The sequence below is a fragment of the Pseudomonas sp. Y5-11 genome (genome assembly GCF_022368695.1).
Taxonomy (GTDB): domain Bacteria; phylum Pseudomonadota; class Gammaproteobacteria; order Pseudomonadales; family Pseudomonadaceae; genus Aquipseudomonas; species Aquipseudomonas parakoreensis.
The window spans coordinates 2,229,254-2,244,341 of sequence record NZ_CP058974.1; the positions used below are offsets into that span (position 1 = coordinate 2,229,254).

Below are 15,088 nucleotides of genomic sequence, written 5' to 3' on the forward strand. Positions count from 1 at the left end.
GCAGTGCAATGGATTATCCAAAAAGTATTCCCGGCGTTGGCCTGGTCAACGGCGGTTTTGTCGATGAAAACCCTATCGTCGGTTCACCGGGCTCGTTGATCCCGGCCGCGTGGGGCAACAGTGTCACGCAAGAAATTCTCAACGCGATCAAAGCTGCCGGTCTGACGCCTGATGAAGCCAGAACCGACCAGTTGGCAACGGCCATCGGCGCGCTGGTCGACTTCACCAAACTGAGAAACACCCCGACCACACTGGCCGGTTACGGCATCACCGATGCGGTGGGGCGGTTGTTGGCGGTGCGGCAGATCGAGACGGTCGGGATCACGGTTTACAAGCCCAATCCCAGGGCCAAACGGATTCGCGTGCGGTTGGTGGGGGCGGGTGGTTCGGGTGGAGGTTGTGCGCCTGTTGCCGCCGGTAATTTACGTATTGGCGGTGGAGGTGGTTCGGGTGCCTATGCCGAAAGCCTGTATGACGTGACACCTCAAATGCTTGCCGGCGTGCCTGTTTCTTTGGGTGCGGGTGGTGCAATCAGCCCCACGATGGGGTTGGGCGGCGGAGGGGCCTCCTTCGGCTCATACATGAGCGTGGGAGGCGGGGGCGGTGCACAGATCCTGAACATTGATACGTCAACCTCTGCCTCAGGGTACGTCCAAGGCGGCCTCGGAGGCCAAGACGCGGTGGGCGGCAATCTTGCCAACGCACGTGGCAACACCGGCGGCTACGCAATGTTCAACGGCAATTGGGGAGTGCTCTCCGGTGGTGGAGCCGCAAGCCCGTTCGACGGCGGCGCCCCGTACAAGGGCGTAAACAACCCTGGTGTTGCGGGTATTCGAGGCTCAGGAGGCAGTGGCTCCTGTTCGTCGCATCCTACGAATTCTTTCGCTGGTGGTGCTGGCGGCAACGCCTTCTGTGAAATCTGGGAGTACGAATAATGGCTCGTTATGCACGAGTAGAAAACGGTGTCGCGGTCGAATTGATCGACACCGGTGACTACGCGATCACCCAACTGTTTGCCCCCGCTTTCGTCGAGTCGATGGTGCCCGTACCGGAGGGCATGCAGATCGAAATCGGCGCACCTGTCGGCGAACTGCGCGAGGAGATTGCGCCGTTGCCTGTAACGATCAGTCCGGTCGTTGCCCCCGAAATCGTCCCCGATGAACAAGAGCCTCTGGCGGCAGCGCGCCTTTGGCGCCAGTCCAGCCTGTCGGCCACTGAATGGTGGGTGACGCGGCATCGTGACGAGCAGGAACTGGGTCGCGGGACGACGCTCAAGGCTGCGCAGTATCTGGAGTTGCTGGAGTACCGACAAGCGCTACGCGATTGGCCTGATTCCAGGCAATTTCCTTCCGCAGTTTCCCGACCTTCCGCCCCGACTTGGCTCGCTTGCAGAACAGGAGAGAATTAATGGATTACCCAAATAGTGTTCCCAGCGCCGGGCTGGTAAACGGCAAGTTTGTCGATGAGGACCCGCTAAACGGCTCGCCGGGTTCATTGATTCCGGCAAGTTGGGGCAACGGCGTTACCCAAGAGATTCTCGGCGTAGTGCGGGCCGGTGGACTGACGCCGAGTGAGGCGTCGAATACTCAATTGCTCGGCGCCCTGCGCAGCAATCAATTGTTCCAGACGGCTGCGCCATTCGATGTCAGTCGTTCGGCGGCAACGTCCGAGTTCGTTCAGCGCGCTCTGGGTAACTATGCCGGAGCGCGGGGCGTGTCTGCTGCAACACAGTTGACGGCGGCGGATGTGGGATGGGCGATCGGTCTTGGAGGCAATTCGGCGTACACCGTAACCCTGCCGGATATCACTACTGTTCCGAATGGTGCAACGATCGGCTTTCACTGCCGCAGCAATGCCGCGATCACCATCGCCTGCCTGAGCGGTAGCCAAATTAGCCCGCAAGGCGCCTATCTGACTTCGATTGTGATCAACAGCGGTGAAAGTGCCAACGTTGTCAAAGAGAACGGCATCTGGACGGTCCACGGGACCGCCAGTCTGAAATATGCTGCGCTGTTTTCCGGACTGGTGAATAACCCCGGATATCAGAAACACGCCAGTGGAAATATCGATCAGTGGGGCTCGGGACTGTCGAATGCCGCCGGCATCGTCAACGTGACATTCCCGGTTCCATTCCCGAGGGGCTATTTCTCTCTTGTGGCCACCCATGCGGGAGGCGATGTAGCAATGGTCGCATTGATTGCCGTCAGCCAAGTGGGTTGCACGCTGAAAATTCGCGATGCGTCCGGCGCTCTGGCCGGCAATTGCACCGTAAATTATTTTGCAAAGGGCTATTGAATGAACACTTTCAATGTTTTGTTCAGCGCCAGCACTTTGGGCGCGTATGTGCCGGGTATCAATTCAACGGACATTCCCGACGACGTTATCGAAATTCCCCAAGGCTACTGGATCTCGCTGCTGCAGCAAATGGCTGTCACCTCGAAAGTGATCGGTGTGCGAGCGGATAACGGCTATCCGATCTTGGTCGATCCACCGCCTCCTTCATCAGATGAAGCGGCTGATATCGAGCGCTCATGGCGTACGGCGCAACTGTCTGCCACCGACGGTCTGGTAGCACGTGACCGCGATGAACTCGAGGACGGCGGCGGCACTACATTAACCACCGAGCAATACACCGAACTGCAAACCTATCGCCGTGAGTTGCGAGACTGGCCGCAAGATTCGTTTTTTCCGTTCACCGAGCACCGGCCGGTAGCGCCGAGGTGGCTGGCTGCTGCGCTGTAATTCATCAGGGAAGTTGAAATGGATTATCCAAAAAGCGTTCCCAGCGTCGGGCTGGTGAACGGCAAGTTCGTCAATGAAGACGCCGTCGCTGGCCTGCCCGGATCGCTGATCCCGGCAACCTGGGGCAACAGCGTTACCGATGAACTGTTGAATGTCGTCAAATCTGCAGGTCTTGAACCCAGCGAAACCGATGCCACACAACTGTTGCAGGCGCTGAAAAAAATCAGTCAGGCCGGTGAAGACAAGCATGCGACCGATATCGGTGCGACCAATCTGTACATGGCCAACTACCTGCCCGCCATCACTACGTTGAAGGACGGTCTGGCGCTGCGCTTCACCGCTGGCAACGCCAACACCGGGGCGAGTACGTTTGCTCCGAATGGCTTGCTGCCCAAGCCGCTGGTGAGCCTGGCGCTGAGTGCGTTGCGGCCTGCCGAGATTGTCGCCGGCAGTGTGTGTTCTGTGGTGTACAGCGCGGCGCTGGACAGTTGGGTACTGGTGTATGCCAGCGGTGCTGGTGCGGCGAGTGGACGGTTATTGGGAGTGAAGACGTTTACCTCGTCTGGCACTTATGTGCCGACGGTGGGGATGAAGAATGTGTTGGTGAAAATTGTCGGCGGAGGTGGCGGGAGTGCAGGGATTGTTGGGACAGCTGCTTCCCAGTATTCGCTTGCAGGTGGAGGGGCCTCTGGTAGTTATGCGGAAGCCTGGCTTTCGGCCGCCACGGTAGGAGCCAGTCAGATCGTCACGGTGGGCGTTGGTGGCGCCGCAGGTTTGATCGCAGCCGACGCTGGAACGGGCGGAACCAGCTCCTTGGGATCGCTGGTTTCAGCGCCTGGCGGTGCTGGTTCGACCTCGTTGGGTTACACCAGCTTCCCAGGGACCGGTCTGTACGTTGGTGGGTATCCCGGCCAAGCTGCGAAAGGCGGAAACATAGTCAGCATGGCCGGTTCTGCCGGTTCGACAGGTATTTCCATCAATGCGTCGACCTTGGCCGGACATGGTGCCAACTCACCCTTGGGCAATGGAGGTGTTGCCAGCAGTGTGCAGGGAGCAATCGCGTCACCTGGCTCCGGGTTCGGTTCCGGGGCGGGAGGCATTGCCAACGCCCCCAGTCAATCTGGCAGGCCGGGTGCCTCCGGTGCCCCTGGTGCAGTGATCATCTACGAGTACGCCTGATGAAAACCTACGCACGCATCGTCAACAACACTGTGGTCGAACTGTTCTCGACTGACGGCAACATGGCCGAGATGTTTCACCCGGATCTGATCTGGGTCGATATCACCGACATTACTCCGCTACCGCAAATTGACTGGAGCGCCAACTTCGGCACCCTCGGCTGGGTGTTCACAGCCCCCGAAGTCGCGGCACCGAACAACACCCTGACAACTCTGGCAAAAAAATGGCTGGGGGGCGTTGTCCGCCATCCATGATTCAATCGGAGCATCCAGGGAGGATTACGCATCATGCAAATCACTGAAGACAACCTTAAAACCATCATGCCCAACGCCCGCTCCCAAGCGGGCGTTTTTGTTTCTGCACTGAATAAAGCAATGACTCGCCGCCATATCGACTCGCCCAAACGCATCGCCGCGTTCCTGGCACAAGTTGGTCATGAGTCGGGGCAGCTGCAATACGTGCGCGAGCTGGGCAACAACCAGTACCTGAGCAAATACGACACCGGCACGCTGGCCTTGCGTCTGGGGAACACGCCCGAGGCCGACGGCGACGGGCAGAAGTACCGCGGTCGCGGGCTGATCCAGATCACCGGGCGCAGCAACTATCGCCAGTGCAGCCTCGGCCTGTTCGGCGATGAGCGTCTGCTGTCCTTGCCTGAGTTGCTTGAGCAACCGCAATGGGCAGCGGAATCGGCGGCATGGTTCTGGGAACAGAACGGCCTGAACGATCTGGCCGACCGCGACCAGTTCAACAGCATCACCCGGCGGATCAACGGCGGGTTGAATGGGTTGCAGGATCGGCTGGATATCTGGGCGCGGGCGAGGGCGGTGCTATGTCCATCTCCTGGCGCCTGATCGGCATTTTGCTGCTGGCTGCGGTGGCCGCTGCGCTGGCTTGGCAGTTTCAGGACTGGCGCTACGGGCGGCAACTGGCCGAGCAGGCTCGGCTGCACGCCGACACCCTCAATCAACTGACTTCGGCCGCCGCCGCCGCGCAGCAGGTCGAGCAGGATAAACGTCTGGCCCTTGAGCAACGCCTGGCGGCCAGTGAACAAACCCACTATCGAGCCATGAGCGATGCCCAACGTGATCAAGATCGCCTGCGCGATCGTCTTGCCACTGCTGATCTGCGCCTGTCAGTCCTCATCGACGCCGGCGATGCTGCCCAAGGCTGCGGGGTGCCAGCCACCGCCGGCGCCGGCGGCGTGGATCATGCAGCCGTACGCGCCCGACTTGACCCGGCGCATGCTCAACGAATTATCGCCATCACCGACGCCGGCGACCGCGGACTGATTGCCCTGCAGGCCTGTCAGGCCTATGTCAGAGCGTTGGCGCCCGAACATTTTGAATGAGTCTGTGTATTGAAAGCGCAACCGGGTCGTGTACGGTGGTAGTCATTCCACCCGATCCGGAGCGCACCGTGAAAGAGATCACTCAACTGGCTGCCGAGCTTGGCCGACGTTTGCAGTTGCTCAACGCCCACGTCACCACGGCCGAGTCGTGTACCGGTGGCGGGATTGCTGAGGCGATCACGCGGATTCCCGGGAGTTCGGCGTGGTTCGAGGCAGGTTACGTGACCTACTCCAACCGGCAGAAGACCCGGCAACTGAATGTGCCCGCCGACTTGTTCGGTACGGTGGGTGCGGTCAGTCGCGAAGTCGTCGAGTCGATGGTGCGTGGTGCGCAGAAGCACAGCCTGGCGCGGTTTGCCGTCGCCGTCAGCGGCGTGGCCGGGCCCGATGGCGGTACACCGAACAAGCCGGTGGGCACGGTGTGGCTGGCGTGGGGCGTGGGCGATGCGATTTCCAGCGAGGTTCAGCACTTCCCCGGTGGCCGCGACGAAGTGCGCCGACAAACGGTGAAGGCCGCGCTAGAGGGGCTGTTGCGACTAGCGGCACGAGAAATCGAAAATCAGGGGTAGGCGATCCGCGAACGCTGTGGAATAATACTGGCTACTTATACAGGTGTTGGCCGTCAGGCCTTATTGATTACGTGAGGACTTTAATGGACGACAACAAGAAGAAAGCCTTGGCTGCGGCCCTGGGTCAGATCGAACGTCAATTCGGCAAGGGTGCCGTAATGCGTATGGGCGATCAGGACCGTCAGGCGATCCCGGCCATCTCCACCGGCTCTCTGGGTCTGGACATCGCACTCGGCATCGGCGGTCTGCCAAAAGGCCGTATTGTTGAAATCTACGGTCCTGAATCTTCCGGTAAAACCACACTGACGCTGTCCGTGATCGCCCAGGCGCAAAAAGCCGGTGCGACCTGCGCCTTCGTCGACGCCGAACACGCCCTCGACCCTGAGTACGCCGGCAAGCTGGGCGTCAACGTCGACGATCTGCTGGTTTCGCAGCCGGACACCGGCGAACAGGCCCTGGAAATCACCGACATGCTGGTGCGCTCCAACGCAGTCGACGTGATCATCGTCGACTCCGTGGCTGCGCTGGTACCGAAGGCTGAAATCGAAGGCGAAATGGGTGACATGCACGTGGGCCTGCAAGCCCGACTGATGTCCCAGGCGCTGCGTAAAATCACCGGTAACATCAAGAACGCCAACTGCCTGGTGATCTTCATCAACCAGATCCGCATGAAGATCGGCGTAATGTTCGGCAGCCCGGAAACCACCACCGGTGGTAACGCGCTGAAGTTCTACGCTTCGGTCCGTCTCGACATCCGCCGTACCGGCGCGGTGAAGGAAGGCGACGAAGTGGTCGGCAGCGAAACCCGCGTCAAGGTTGTGAAGAACAAGGTGGCTTCGCCGTTCCGTCAGGCCGAGTTCCAGATCCTTTACGGCAAGGGCATCTACCTTAACGGCGAGATGATCGACCTGGGCGTGCTGCACGGTTTCGTCGAGAAGTCCGGCGCCTGGTATGCCTATGAAGGTACCAAGATCGGTCAGGGCAAGGCCAACTCGGCCAAGTTCCTGGCAGACAACCCGGAAGTCGCTGCCAAGCTCGAGAAGCAGCTGCGTGACAAACTGCTGTCGCCAGCGGTGATCGCCGACTCCAAGGCTTCTGCGGTCAAAGAGACCGAAGACGACCTGGCTGACGCTGATATCTGATCGCAGCGATGACCACCGCTGTACTGGATACCCTCGTCGCGGTGCGGCGAACCGCCATGGACCTGCTTGCTCGACGCGAGCACGGTCGAGTTGAGCTGACGCGTAAACTGCGTCAGCGCGGCGCTGAGGCGGAAATGATCGAAACAGCCCTCGACCGGTTGACGGAAGAGGGGCTGCTTTCTGAAGCCCGTTACCTTGAAAGCTTTGTTTCCTACCGTGCCCGCTCCGGTTATGGCCCCTTGCGCATTCGCGAAGAACTGGGGCAGCGTGGTTTGCAACGCGCCGACATCGAACTCGCACTGCGTGAGAGCGGTATCGACTGGCAGGAGCAGCTTCGGGACACATGGCAGCGCAAGTTCTCCGGACACTTGCCGATTGATGCCAAGGAACGCGCCAAGCAAGGTCGCTTCCTCGCCTATCGGGGCTTTTCGATGGAGATGATCAACCGCTTGTTCAGCCGCAGAGGGATGGACGACTAAGTCGGTTTAAATAGAAACGGCCTGCTATGAAAATAGCGGGCCGTTTTTTTTTGCCTTCAAATAACCTTCGAGGGTTCTCGCGTGCGTTGTGTGGTCTGCGGTTTGCTGTGGGCCCAATTCTCCGGAAGGTTGATGTAATCCACCAGTTCCCTGAGTCGGCCGTGGTCCCGGGCGTTGAAGGCGAACGCCAGCCGCACCAGATGGCTGTACTGCGCTTCGTCGTGTTCTTCACCGCTGTAGGCGTGTTGATGGAACTGGTCGCTCAGACACAGATCGGCGAAAGCCGTCTGCATATGCGCCAATGCCTGGTCGCTGAGCTTGTGGTGCATACGAATAACGAACTGACGCTTGAGCCAGCGGCTGGAGTGGAAGTTGCTATAGAACTGGTTGATTTGCTGCACCGCCTCATCGACGTTATAGACCAGTCGCATCAGTTTCAGGTCGGTGGGCAGGATGTAGCGGTTTTCTTCAAGTTGCTGGCGAATGAAATCCAGTGCGCTTTGCCAGAAAGTACCGCCCGGCACATCCAGCAATACCACGGGCACCAACGGACTTTTACCGGTCTGGATCAGGGTCAGGACTTCCAGTGCCTCGTCCAGTGTGCCAAACCCGCCAGGACACAGCACCAGCGCATCGGCTTCCTTGACGAAGAACAGTTTGCGGGTGAAGAAGAAGTGGAACGGCAGCAGGTTGCCTGTGCCGTCCACAGTCGGGTTGGCATGCTGTTCGAAGGGCAGGGTGATATTGAACCCGAGGCTGTGGTCACGTCCGGCACCTTCGTGCGCGGCGGCCATGATTCCGCCACCAGCGCCGGTGATGACCATCATGTCTGAACGTGTCAGGGCCGCGCCGAGTTCCCGGGCCATTGCATACAGAGGATGCTCGACCGGCGTGCGTGCCGAGCCGAACACGGTGACCTTGCGTCGCCCCTTGAATTGTTCCAGCACCCGGAACGCCTGCTCCAGTTCACGCAGGGCCTGCAGGGTGATCTTGGCGTTCCAGCGGTTGTGATCTTCCTGGGCCATGCGCAGCACGGTCAGGATCATGTCGCGATAGATCGGCAGGTTCGGGCTGTTGGGAGAAACCTGGTTGAGTTGTTCTTCGACCTTGTTGATGAGGTCGGGAAGTTGTTCCTGAAAATGCCGGCTGAGCAGGTCATTCGGTTGGTAAGGCATTCAACGTCTCCTTCTGCACAGAGCTTGTGGCCCTGACGTGCGGCGTCAGTGCCGCGCTGCAAAAAAACACACACTCGGCAGCTCCTTGTCCTGCCGTGAACAGATGATCGGGAATACTTTGAATCTAGACCCTCGCGAGCCATTGCGCTGAGTTGATCATTACGCCGAGCAGTATTTTCTGGCAGGCCTTGGGTATCGATTGGCAAAGAATGTTCACCGCTCGTCCGAACGTACGCCGTAGAGCAATCGCTCTGATTTACTAACTTACAGGCACTGTACGACAGCTTGGAGTCAGCCGACGTACGCAGGGTGCGCGCTTTTCAGGGATTCGCGGGTAGCAGGCAAGGAGGCGGGATAGATGGCCAGAGTGGTTCTGGAAATCGATACGCAGCTGTATCGGATGTTGAAAGCGTCAGCCGAGGCCAATCAAGTCAGTCTCGAAGAGGAGTGCTGCCGACGTCTGGCGGGTGGTGAACGGCGTTCACGCTATTTACAGGCCCTGGTGGCCGAATTGCGCGCCGAGGATGAACAGCGGCGCGCCAATACCCGGTGATTACTTCTTCTTCGCCGGGGCCGCTTTCGGGCAATCGGAATCCTGATAGCTGGCCGAGCCGATGGCTTTGTTGGTTTTATATTCAGTGAAGTCGTAACGCATGACCGCGCCTTTGGCCATCAGCTTGCGGTACGACGGGTTATTGCACACCGAAGCACCCAGCTGGAAATACACCGCTTTTGGATCAGCGCGCATCTTTTCGGCGTGGCTGGCCTGCACGCTCAGGTGGTTGATCAGGGTGATGCCTTCAACGGTGTAGCCCTGATCGAGAATGTCTTCGTTGATCGCCCGTGGCGTACCGACGCTGCTTTGTTCGGCGATGTTGCGCAGTTCTTTGTTCAGATTCTGCTCTTTCAACGACGCTGCTTGTGCGCTGAAGGACAACGCCAGCGCGATGGCGGCGGTGGGAACGATAAGGCGCAGCATGAAACTCTCCTGATTCAGTGACTGGTGGTTCGACCAGCCCTGTGGCTGTGCGTTCAGTGGCGCAGGATTATAGGGGAGCCGGTCGGGACGGTACAGGTTTGCGCTCGCCGCTCTGGTAAACTGCCGGCCTTTTATTACTTTGCCGAGTGCTGTGCGTGTCGAGTTTTCCTGCTGTGGTGCGTTGCCTGTGATCAAACATGCCCCCAACGCTGTAGCCCGTTTGCGCGACCAGCGCGAGGACGAGGGCATCAAGCCGATTCAGGCCCGAGGTTTTCGCTCCGAACGTTGCCGCGACTGCCGGGTGATCATCAGCCATTGCCTGTGCGCCTGGCGACCAACGGTCGAGTCCCGTTCCGGCGTGTGCCTGATCATGACCGGCAAGGAAGTGTTCAAACCGAGCAACACCGGCTGGCTGATTGCCGATGTGGTGCGCGACAACCACGCGTTCATCTGGTCGCGCACCGAGCCTGACCCGCAGATGCTCGCGCTGCTCAACGACCCGCAATGGCAGCCGTACCTGGTATTTCCTGGCGAATACGTAGAACCGTCACGGGTGACCAACACCGTCGCCGTCGATTGCAGCAAGCGTCCGCTGTTCATTTTGCTGGATGCAACCTGGACCGAGGCGCGCAAGATCTTCCGCAAGAGTCCGTATTTCGATCGCTTGCCGATTCTCAGCCTGTTGCCCGACAGACTCTCGCGTTATCGCCTGCGTCGCTCCTCCCGTAGCGAACACCTGTGCACCGCCGAAGTTGCGGCGTTGTGCCTCGAATTGGCGGGGGACAGCGATGCGGCCTCGGCACTGGACGCGTATTTCGATGTGTTCAGCCAGCATTACCTGGGCGCCAAACAACAGCTGGACATGAACGAGTCGACCCCGGCCCACGCCGAGTTGTTGCCTTATATACGAAAGCCGCAGGCAGTGTTGGCGCCATAGTGGCCCATACTTCACGCAGCGGCGGCGGTGCTGCTTGACCACCCCGGCTTCGCTGGGCATGCTTGGCGCCGATTAGGGTGCGGCCAAGGTTTGAAACGCCGTGTTTGCTTGTGATTGGCGTTGAACGTGCCCCTGTGGATAGCGCTGTGCAGCGCTCTCTTGAGTTGCTTTGGCGAGGCCCGAATGCGTCGGGTCTGCCATCAAAAACAGGATCATTTGAATAATGGCCACATACGACATCCTGATTGCCGATGATCACCCTCTGTTTCGTAGCGCACTGCATCAAGCGGTGACTCTGGGCCTTGGCCCGGATGTACGACTGGTGGAGGTGGCGAGCATCGCCGAGCTGGAAGCGCGCCTGACCGAAAAGTCCGACTGGGATCTGGTCCTGCTGGATCTGAACATGCCCGGCGCTTTCGGCTTTTCCGGTCTGGTCATGCTGCGCGGTCAATATCCGCAGATTCCGGTGGTGATGGTCTCGGCGCAGGAAGAGGCCTCGGTCATGGTCAAGTCCCGCGAGTTCGGTGCCAGTGGCTTTATTCCCAAGTCCAGCGACCTGAGCATGATTCAGCAAGCCGTGCGCAAGGTGCTCGATGGCGACGTGTTCTGGCCACCGCAGGCGTTCGAAGCGGTCAGCGTCTCCGCCGAAGCCAAAGCTGCCAGCGACGGCCTTGCCAGCCTGACTCCGCAACAGTTCCGCGTATTGACCATGGTCTGCGAAGGCCTGCTGAACAAGCAGATTGCCTATGAGCTGAACGTGTCCGAAGCGACCATCAAGGCTCACGTTACGGCGATCTTTCGCAAGTTGAACGTACGCACCCGGACACAGGCGGCATTACTTCTGCAACAACTTGAGTCAATTCCGAGCCAATAAAGGCTGGCGTCTTCACGCTTTTTTGACTTTTGTTGCTCTAGCTTTCCCACTCCTTTCTGGTTGGTTTTTACCTTATGTCACCTTTCAAGGGCCAGACCGGCCTGAAACGCATCCTCAACGCTTCCGGTTATTCGCTGGACGGCCTGCGCGCAGCCTTCACCGGCGAAGCGGCATTTCGCCAACTGGTGCTGCTTAATGTGGTGCTGATTCCGCTGACGTTTTTCCTGAATGTCAGCCGCGTCGAACAGGCAGTGCTGATCGCCGTCTGCCTGCTGGCGCTGATCGTCGAGTTGTTGAACTCGGCAGTAGAAGCGGCGATTGACCGCATTTCCCTGGAACTTCACCCACTGTCCAAGAACGCCAAGGACATGGGCAGCGCCGCGCAATTCGTGGCCCTGAGCATGATTGCCCTGGTGTGGGCGGTGATTCTGCTTTAAGCGATACTTGGCAAGACGATCTCGTCGCTGCGCTGCACCCCGGCGGTGAAAGCGCGGCACAGATCAAGAAACTCGCGCATGGCCGACGTCTGATACTTCTGCTTGTGCCAGATGAAGTAGAACTGCCGCGCCAGATCCAGATCCGGGGTTTCCACCGCCACCAGGCTGCCGCGCCGAAACGCATCGCGCAGCGCCAGCCGCGAAATACAGCCAATCCCCAATCCTGATTCCACCGCGCGTTTGATCGCTTCAGTGTGCTCCAGCTCCAGACGGATATTCAGCGCACTGCGATGGTGACGCATGGCCTGATCGAACGTCAGCCGCGTACCGGAGCCTTGTTCGCGCAGAATCCACGCTTCGTGCGTCAACTCTTCCATGGTCGCGCTGCCGCGTTTGGCCAACGGATGTTGCGGCGCGCAGAACACCACCAGCTCATCTTCGACCCAGCTCTGCACTTCGATGTCCGGGTGGCTGCAGTCACCTTCGATTAGACCCAGATCAATTTCGTAGTGGGCGACTTGATGCACGATATTGGCCGTGTTCTGCACATGCAGCTTTACCTGGCTTTCGGGATGGCGCTGCATGAAGCCGCCGATCAACAGGGTCGCCAGGTAATTGCCGATGGTCAGGGTGGCACCCACCGACAGTGAGCCGAAACCGGATTTGCCGTTGAGCAGGTCTTCGATTTCCTTGGACTGATCAAGCAGGGCCACCGCTTGCGGCAGCAGCTGTTTGCCCAGAGCATTGAGGCTCAGGCGTTTGCCGGCGCGGTCGAACAGCTGGCAGCTGGACTGGCGCTCCAGTTCGGTAATAGAGGTGCTTGCCGCCGATTGCGAGAGGTTGAGCAGACCCGCAGCACGGGATACGCTTTCCTGCTGGGCGACGGCGACGAAGACTTGCAGTTGACGAAGAGTAAATCGCATATCGATATAACCGATAACCCTTATCTTAATAATCCAGTTAACAGATATTGTCGTCGCTATTAGAATGCGTTGCAATTGCGCACTGTCGGCCGCAAGGCGAGCGCAGACCCAATATCCAGGAGTCCCACGTACATGAGCAACATGAACCACGAGCGTGTCCTCAGTGTTCATCACTGGAATGACACTCTGTTCAGCTTCAAGTGCACCCGCGATCCGGGCCTGCGCTTCGAGAACGGTCAGTTCGTGATGATCGGCCTGCAACAGCCAAATGGCCGCCCGCTTATGCGCGCTTACTCGATCGCCAGCCCGAACTGGGAAGAGCATCTCGAGTTCTTCAGCATCAAAGTGCCTGATGGTCCGCTGACTTCGCAGTTGCAGCACCTGAAGGAAGGCGACGAGATCATCATCTCGAAGAAGCCTACCGGCACTCTGGTACTGGACGACCTGAACCCGGGCAAGCACCTGTATCTGCTGAGCACCGGCACGGGTCTGGCGCCGTTCATGAGCGTGATTCAGGACCCGGAAACCTACGAGCGCTTTGAAAAAGTGATCCTGGTGCACGGCGTGCGCTACGTCAATGAAGTCGCCTATCGCGAGTTCATCACCGAGCACCTGCCGCAGAACGAGTTCTTCGGTGAAGCGCTGCGTGACAAGCTGATCTACTACCCGACCGTGACCCGCGAGCCGTTCGAGAACCAGGGCCGTCTGACCGATCTGATGCGCAGCGGCAAGCTGTTCAGCGACATCGGCCTGCCACCGATCAACCCGCAGGACGACCGCGCGATGATCTGCGGCAGCCCGAGCATGCTCGACGAGACCAGCGAAGTGCTCGACAGCTTCGGCCTGAAGATCTCGGCGCGGATGCGCGAGCCGGGTGATTACTTGATCGAGCGTGCGTTCGTCGAGAAGTAAGCCCCACGAAAAGCCCCCATTGCCGGCGAAGGCAATGGGGGCTTTTTCATACCCGAGATATTTCATTCCTGCCTGCCACAATCCATGTAGGAGCTGCCGCAGGCTGCGATCTTTTGATCTTGAAAAGGCAAAATCAAAAGATCGCAGCCTGCGGCAGCTCCTACATTGAGCGAGGTCTCAGGTGTTGGCCGGGATGACTTCCAGCACGCAAATCTGCTCCGGCGTCGGGTAATGCCAGCGCACGTCCAGATCCCAGAACTGCGCACCGTACTCGCGCTCCGGTGCTGGCGTCTGATACGCCGGACGCGGATCCTGCGCCAGACACTGCTCGATCAACTCGACCAGTGGCTCGTCAAGGCGCTGAGCATGCCCGTGCGCCTGTTGCAGCGCGGCGTCCGTCCACTGCACGTCAATCAGCTGTGGCGCGGCGCTGGCGATGCTGTTGGAGGCTTCGGGGATGATGTCGGCGTAAGGCACATAGGGTTTGATGTCGAGGATCGGCGTGCCGTCGAGCAGGTCGATGCCCGAGATGAACAGCCGATGCGCCTCGACTCTGTCCAGCTTTACCACCGACTGACCGATGCCATTGGGACGGTGAGTGGCGCGGGTGGCGAATACGCCCATGGACTTGTTGCCACCCAGACGCGGTGGGCGCACTTTCAGGCGCGGTTTTTCTTCCAGCGCCTGATGAAACAGGAACAGCAGCCAGACATGGCTGATCTGCTCCAGCCCTTGCACCGCGTCACCCTGATCGAACGGCGCCACCAGCTCCAGCACACCACGAGCGGCGGGGGCCAGTTGTGGCTGGCGCGGGATGGCGAACTTCTCCTTGAAGCAGGAGCGCACAAAGCCAATGGGGGAGACGCTGTAAGTCATGTTGCGTGATCAGCCACGAACGCGCAGGGTCAGGCCCTTGAGGAAATTGCGCAGCAACTGATCGCCGCACGGGCGGTAGTTGGTGTGGCCGACCTTGCGGAACAGCGCGCTCAGCTCAGGCTTGGACACCGGGAACTCGGCAGCCTTGAGGATCGCGTGCATGTCGTCTTCCTTCAGTTCGAAAGCCACGCGCAGCTTCTTCAGAATGATGTTGTTGGTCACCGGCACTTCGATCGGCTGCGGCGGACGGCTTTCGTCCTTGCCACGTTTGAAGATCACCAGGCCATCGAGAAAGTGCGCCATGACCTCGTCCGGGCAGCGCACGAAGCCTTCTTCGTCTTCTTCTTTCTTGTCGAGGTACGCGACGACGTCTTTCAGCTCCACGTCCATGCCGCCGAGCTTGATGATCTCGACGACTTTCTTGTCGCTGATGTCGAGCATGTAGCGCACGCTACGCAATACGTCGTTATGAATCATGTGGGTCATCCTGATAATCGTTGTGGGCAACGCGCA

Annotated in this window: 22 protein-coding genes; 16 read left to right on the forward strand and 6 right to left on the reverse strand. The window is 59.3% G+C overall.

What is annotated here, in order from left to right:
* Positions 1-8: 8 nt before the first annotated feature.
* From HXW87_RS09850 to recX, 11 genes are all read left to right on the forward strand, one after another.
* Positions 9-935, forward strand: coding sequence for a hypothetical protein (locus tag HXW87_RS09850; RefSeq protein WP_182403981.1), 927 nt, complete (start codon positions 9-11; stop codon positions 933-935).
* A complete protein-coding gene (locus HXW87_RS09855; protein ID WP_239778834.1) occupies positions 935-1,408 on the forward strand; it encodes a phage tail assembly chaperone in 474 nt (157 codons plus the stop codon). Before HXW87_RS09850 ends, HXW87_RS09855 begins: the two co-directional genes overlap by 1 nt.
* Positions 1,408-2,295, forward strand: a complete 888-nt coding sequence (locus tag HXW87_RS09860; protein ID WP_182403983.1) for a phage tail protein — start codon at positions 1,408-1,410, stop codon at positions 2,293-2,295. Before HXW87_RS09855 ends, HXW87_RS09860 begins: the two co-directional genes overlap by 1 nt.
* Positions 2,296-2,742 carry a phage tail assembly chaperone gene (locus HXW87_RS09865; RefSeq protein WP_239778835.1) on the forward strand — a complete coding sequence of 149 codons (447 nt, stop codon included), beginning with the start codon at positions 2,296-2,298 and terminating at the stop codon, positions 2,740-2,742. It abuts the gene before it with no gap.
* Between the two features lie 18 nt (positions 2,743-2,760).
* The gene (locus HXW87_RS09870) at positions 2,761-3,921 is read left to right on the forward strand and encodes a hypothetical protein (RefSeq protein WP_239778836.1); all 1,161 of its coding nucleotides are present in this window, start codon (positions 2,761-2,763) and stop codon (positions 3,919-3,921) included.
* The gene (locus HXW87_RS09875; RefSeq protein ID WP_047291982.1) at positions 3,921-4,175 is read left to right on the forward strand and encodes a hypothetical protein; all 255 of its coding nucleotides are present in this window, start codon (positions 3,921-3,923) and stop codon (positions 4,173-4,175) included. The genes HXW87_RS09870 and HXW87_RS09875 overlap by 1 nt, the downstream gene beginning before the upstream one ends.
* Positions 4,176-4,208: 33 nt before the next feature.
* Entirely contained in the window at positions 4,209-4,775 is a 567-nt protein-coding gene (locus HXW87_RS09880; RefSeq protein WP_086792126.1) for a glycoside hydrolase family 19 protein, read from the forward strand.
* Complete coding sequence (locus tag HXW87_RS09885) at positions 4,754-5,272, forward strand: lysis system i-spanin subunit Rz (protein WP_239778837.1); 519 nt, start codon at positions 4,754-4,756, stop codon at positions 5,270-5,272. Before HXW87_RS09880 ends, HXW87_RS09885 begins: the two co-directional genes overlap by 22 nt.
* Positions 5,273-5,340: 68 nt before the next feature.
* Positions 5,341-5,841, forward strand: a complete 501-nt coding sequence (locus HXW87_RS09890) for a CinA family protein (RefSeq protein ID WP_047291987.1) — start codon at positions 5,341-5,343, stop codon at positions 5,839-5,841.
* Positions 5,842-5,924: 83 nt separating this feature from the next.
* Positions 5,925-6,983 (forward strand): recombinase RecA, encoded by a 1,059-nt coding sequence (recA, locus tag HXW87_RS09895; RefSeq protein WP_003222269.1) that lies wholly within the window; start codon positions 5,925-5,927, stop codon positions 6,981-6,983.
* An 8-nt stretch (positions 6,984-6,991) separates the two neighbouring features.
* Positions 6,992-7,462 (forward strand): recombination regulator RecX, encoded by a 471-nt coding sequence (recX, locus tag HXW87_RS09900; RefSeq protein WP_239778838.1) that lies wholly within the window; start codon positions 6,992-6,994, stop codon positions 7,460-7,462.
* A gap of 56 nt (positions 7,463-7,518) precedes the next feature.
* Here the strand turns inward: recX and HXW87_RS09905 are convergent, their stop codons facing one another.
* Positions 7,519-8,637 carry a TIGR00730 family Rossman fold protein gene (locus tag HXW87_RS09905; RefSeq protein ID WP_239778839.1) on the reverse strand — a complete coding sequence of 373 codons (1,119 nt, stop codon included), beginning with the start codon at positions 8,635-8,637 and terminating at the stop codon, positions 7,519-7,521.
* Positions 8,638-8,995: 358 nt separating this feature from the next.
* Here HXW87_RS09905 and HXW87_RS09910 point away from each other — a divergent pair, with 358 nt between their 5' ends.
* Positions 8,996-9,190, forward strand: coding sequence for a hypothetical protein (locus tag HXW87_RS09910; RefSeq protein WP_041072222.1), 195 nt, complete (start codon positions 8,996-8,998; stop codon positions 9,188-9,190).
* On the opposite strand, the gene HXW87_RS09915 is transcribed toward HXW87_RS09910, so the two are convergent.
* Positions 9,191-9,616, reverse strand: coding sequence for a PA3611 family quorum-sensing-regulated virulence factor (locus HXW87_RS09915; protein WP_041072220.1), 426 nt, complete (start codon positions 9,614-9,616; stop codon positions 9,191-9,193).
* A 190-nt stretch (positions 9,617-9,806) separates the two neighbouring features.
* Here HXW87_RS09915 and HXW87_RS09920 point away from each other — a divergent pair, with 190 nt between their 5' ends.
* A complete protein-coding gene (locus HXW87_RS09920) occupies positions 9,807-10,553 on the forward strand; it encodes a tRNA-uridine aminocarboxypropyltransferase (RefSeq protein ID WP_239779147.1) in 747 nt (248 codons plus the stop codon).
* Between the two features lie 72 nt (positions 10,554-10,625).
* Here HXW87_RS09920 and HXW87_RS09925 read toward each other — a convergent pair whose 3' ends face one another.
* The gene (locus tag HXW87_RS09925; protein WP_155416796.1) at positions 10,626-10,784 is read right to left on the reverse strand and encodes a hypothetical protein; all 159 of its coding nucleotides are present in this window, start codon (positions 10,782-10,784) and stop codon (positions 10,626-10,628) included.
* On the opposite strand from HXW87_RS09925, the gene erdR reads away from it, so the two are divergent.
* Both erdR and HXW87_RS09935 read left to right on the forward strand, forming a co-directional pair.
* On the forward strand, positions 10,777-11,427 hold the full coding sequence (erdR, locus tag HXW87_RS09930; protein WP_041072218.1) for a response regulator transcription factor ErdR: 651 nt from the start codon (positions 10,777-10,779) through the stop codon (positions 11,425-11,427). The genes HXW87_RS09925 and erdR overlap by 8 nt on opposite strands.
* Positions 11,428-11,501: 74 nt before the next feature.
* Positions 11,502-11,864: a diacylglycerol kinase gene (locus tag HXW87_RS09935; protein WP_042607041.1), complete on the forward strand. Its 363-nt coding sequence runs from the start codon at positions 11,502-11,504 to the stop codon at positions 11,862-11,864.
* On the opposite strand, the gene HXW87_RS09940 is transcribed toward HXW87_RS09935, so the two are convergent.
* Positions 11,861-12,787, reverse strand: a complete 927-nt coding sequence (locus HXW87_RS09940) for a LysR family transcriptional regulator (RefSeq protein ID WP_007964377.1) — start codon at positions 12,785-12,787, stop codon at positions 11,861-11,863. The genes HXW87_RS09935 and HXW87_RS09940 overlap by 4 nt on opposite strands.
* Positions 12,788-12,919: 132 nt before the next feature.
* Between HXW87_RS09940 and fpr the strand changes: the two genes are divergently transcribed.
* Complete coding sequence (fpr, locus tag HXW87_RS09945; protein WP_003222277.1) at positions 12,920-13,699, forward strand: ferredoxin-NADP reductase; 780 nt, start codon at positions 12,920-12,922, stop codon at positions 13,697-13,699.
* Between the two features lie 177 nt (positions 13,700-13,876).
* Here the strand turns inward: fpr and tsaA are convergent, their stop codons facing one another.
* Positions 13,877-14,575, reverse strand: a complete 699-nt coding sequence (tsaA, locus tag HXW87_RS09950) for a tRNA (N6-threonylcarbamoyladenosine(37)-N6)-methyltransferase TrmO (protein WP_239778840.1) — start codon at positions 14,573-14,575, stop codon at positions 13,877-13,879.
* 9 nt (positions 14,576-14,584) lie between these two features.
* Complete coding sequence (locus HXW87_RS09955; RefSeq protein ID WP_047291996.1) at positions 14,585-15,052, reverse strand: DUF1456 family protein; 468 nt, start codon at positions 15,050-15,052, stop codon at positions 14,585-14,587.
* Positions 15,053-15,088 lie beyond the last annotated feature (36 nt).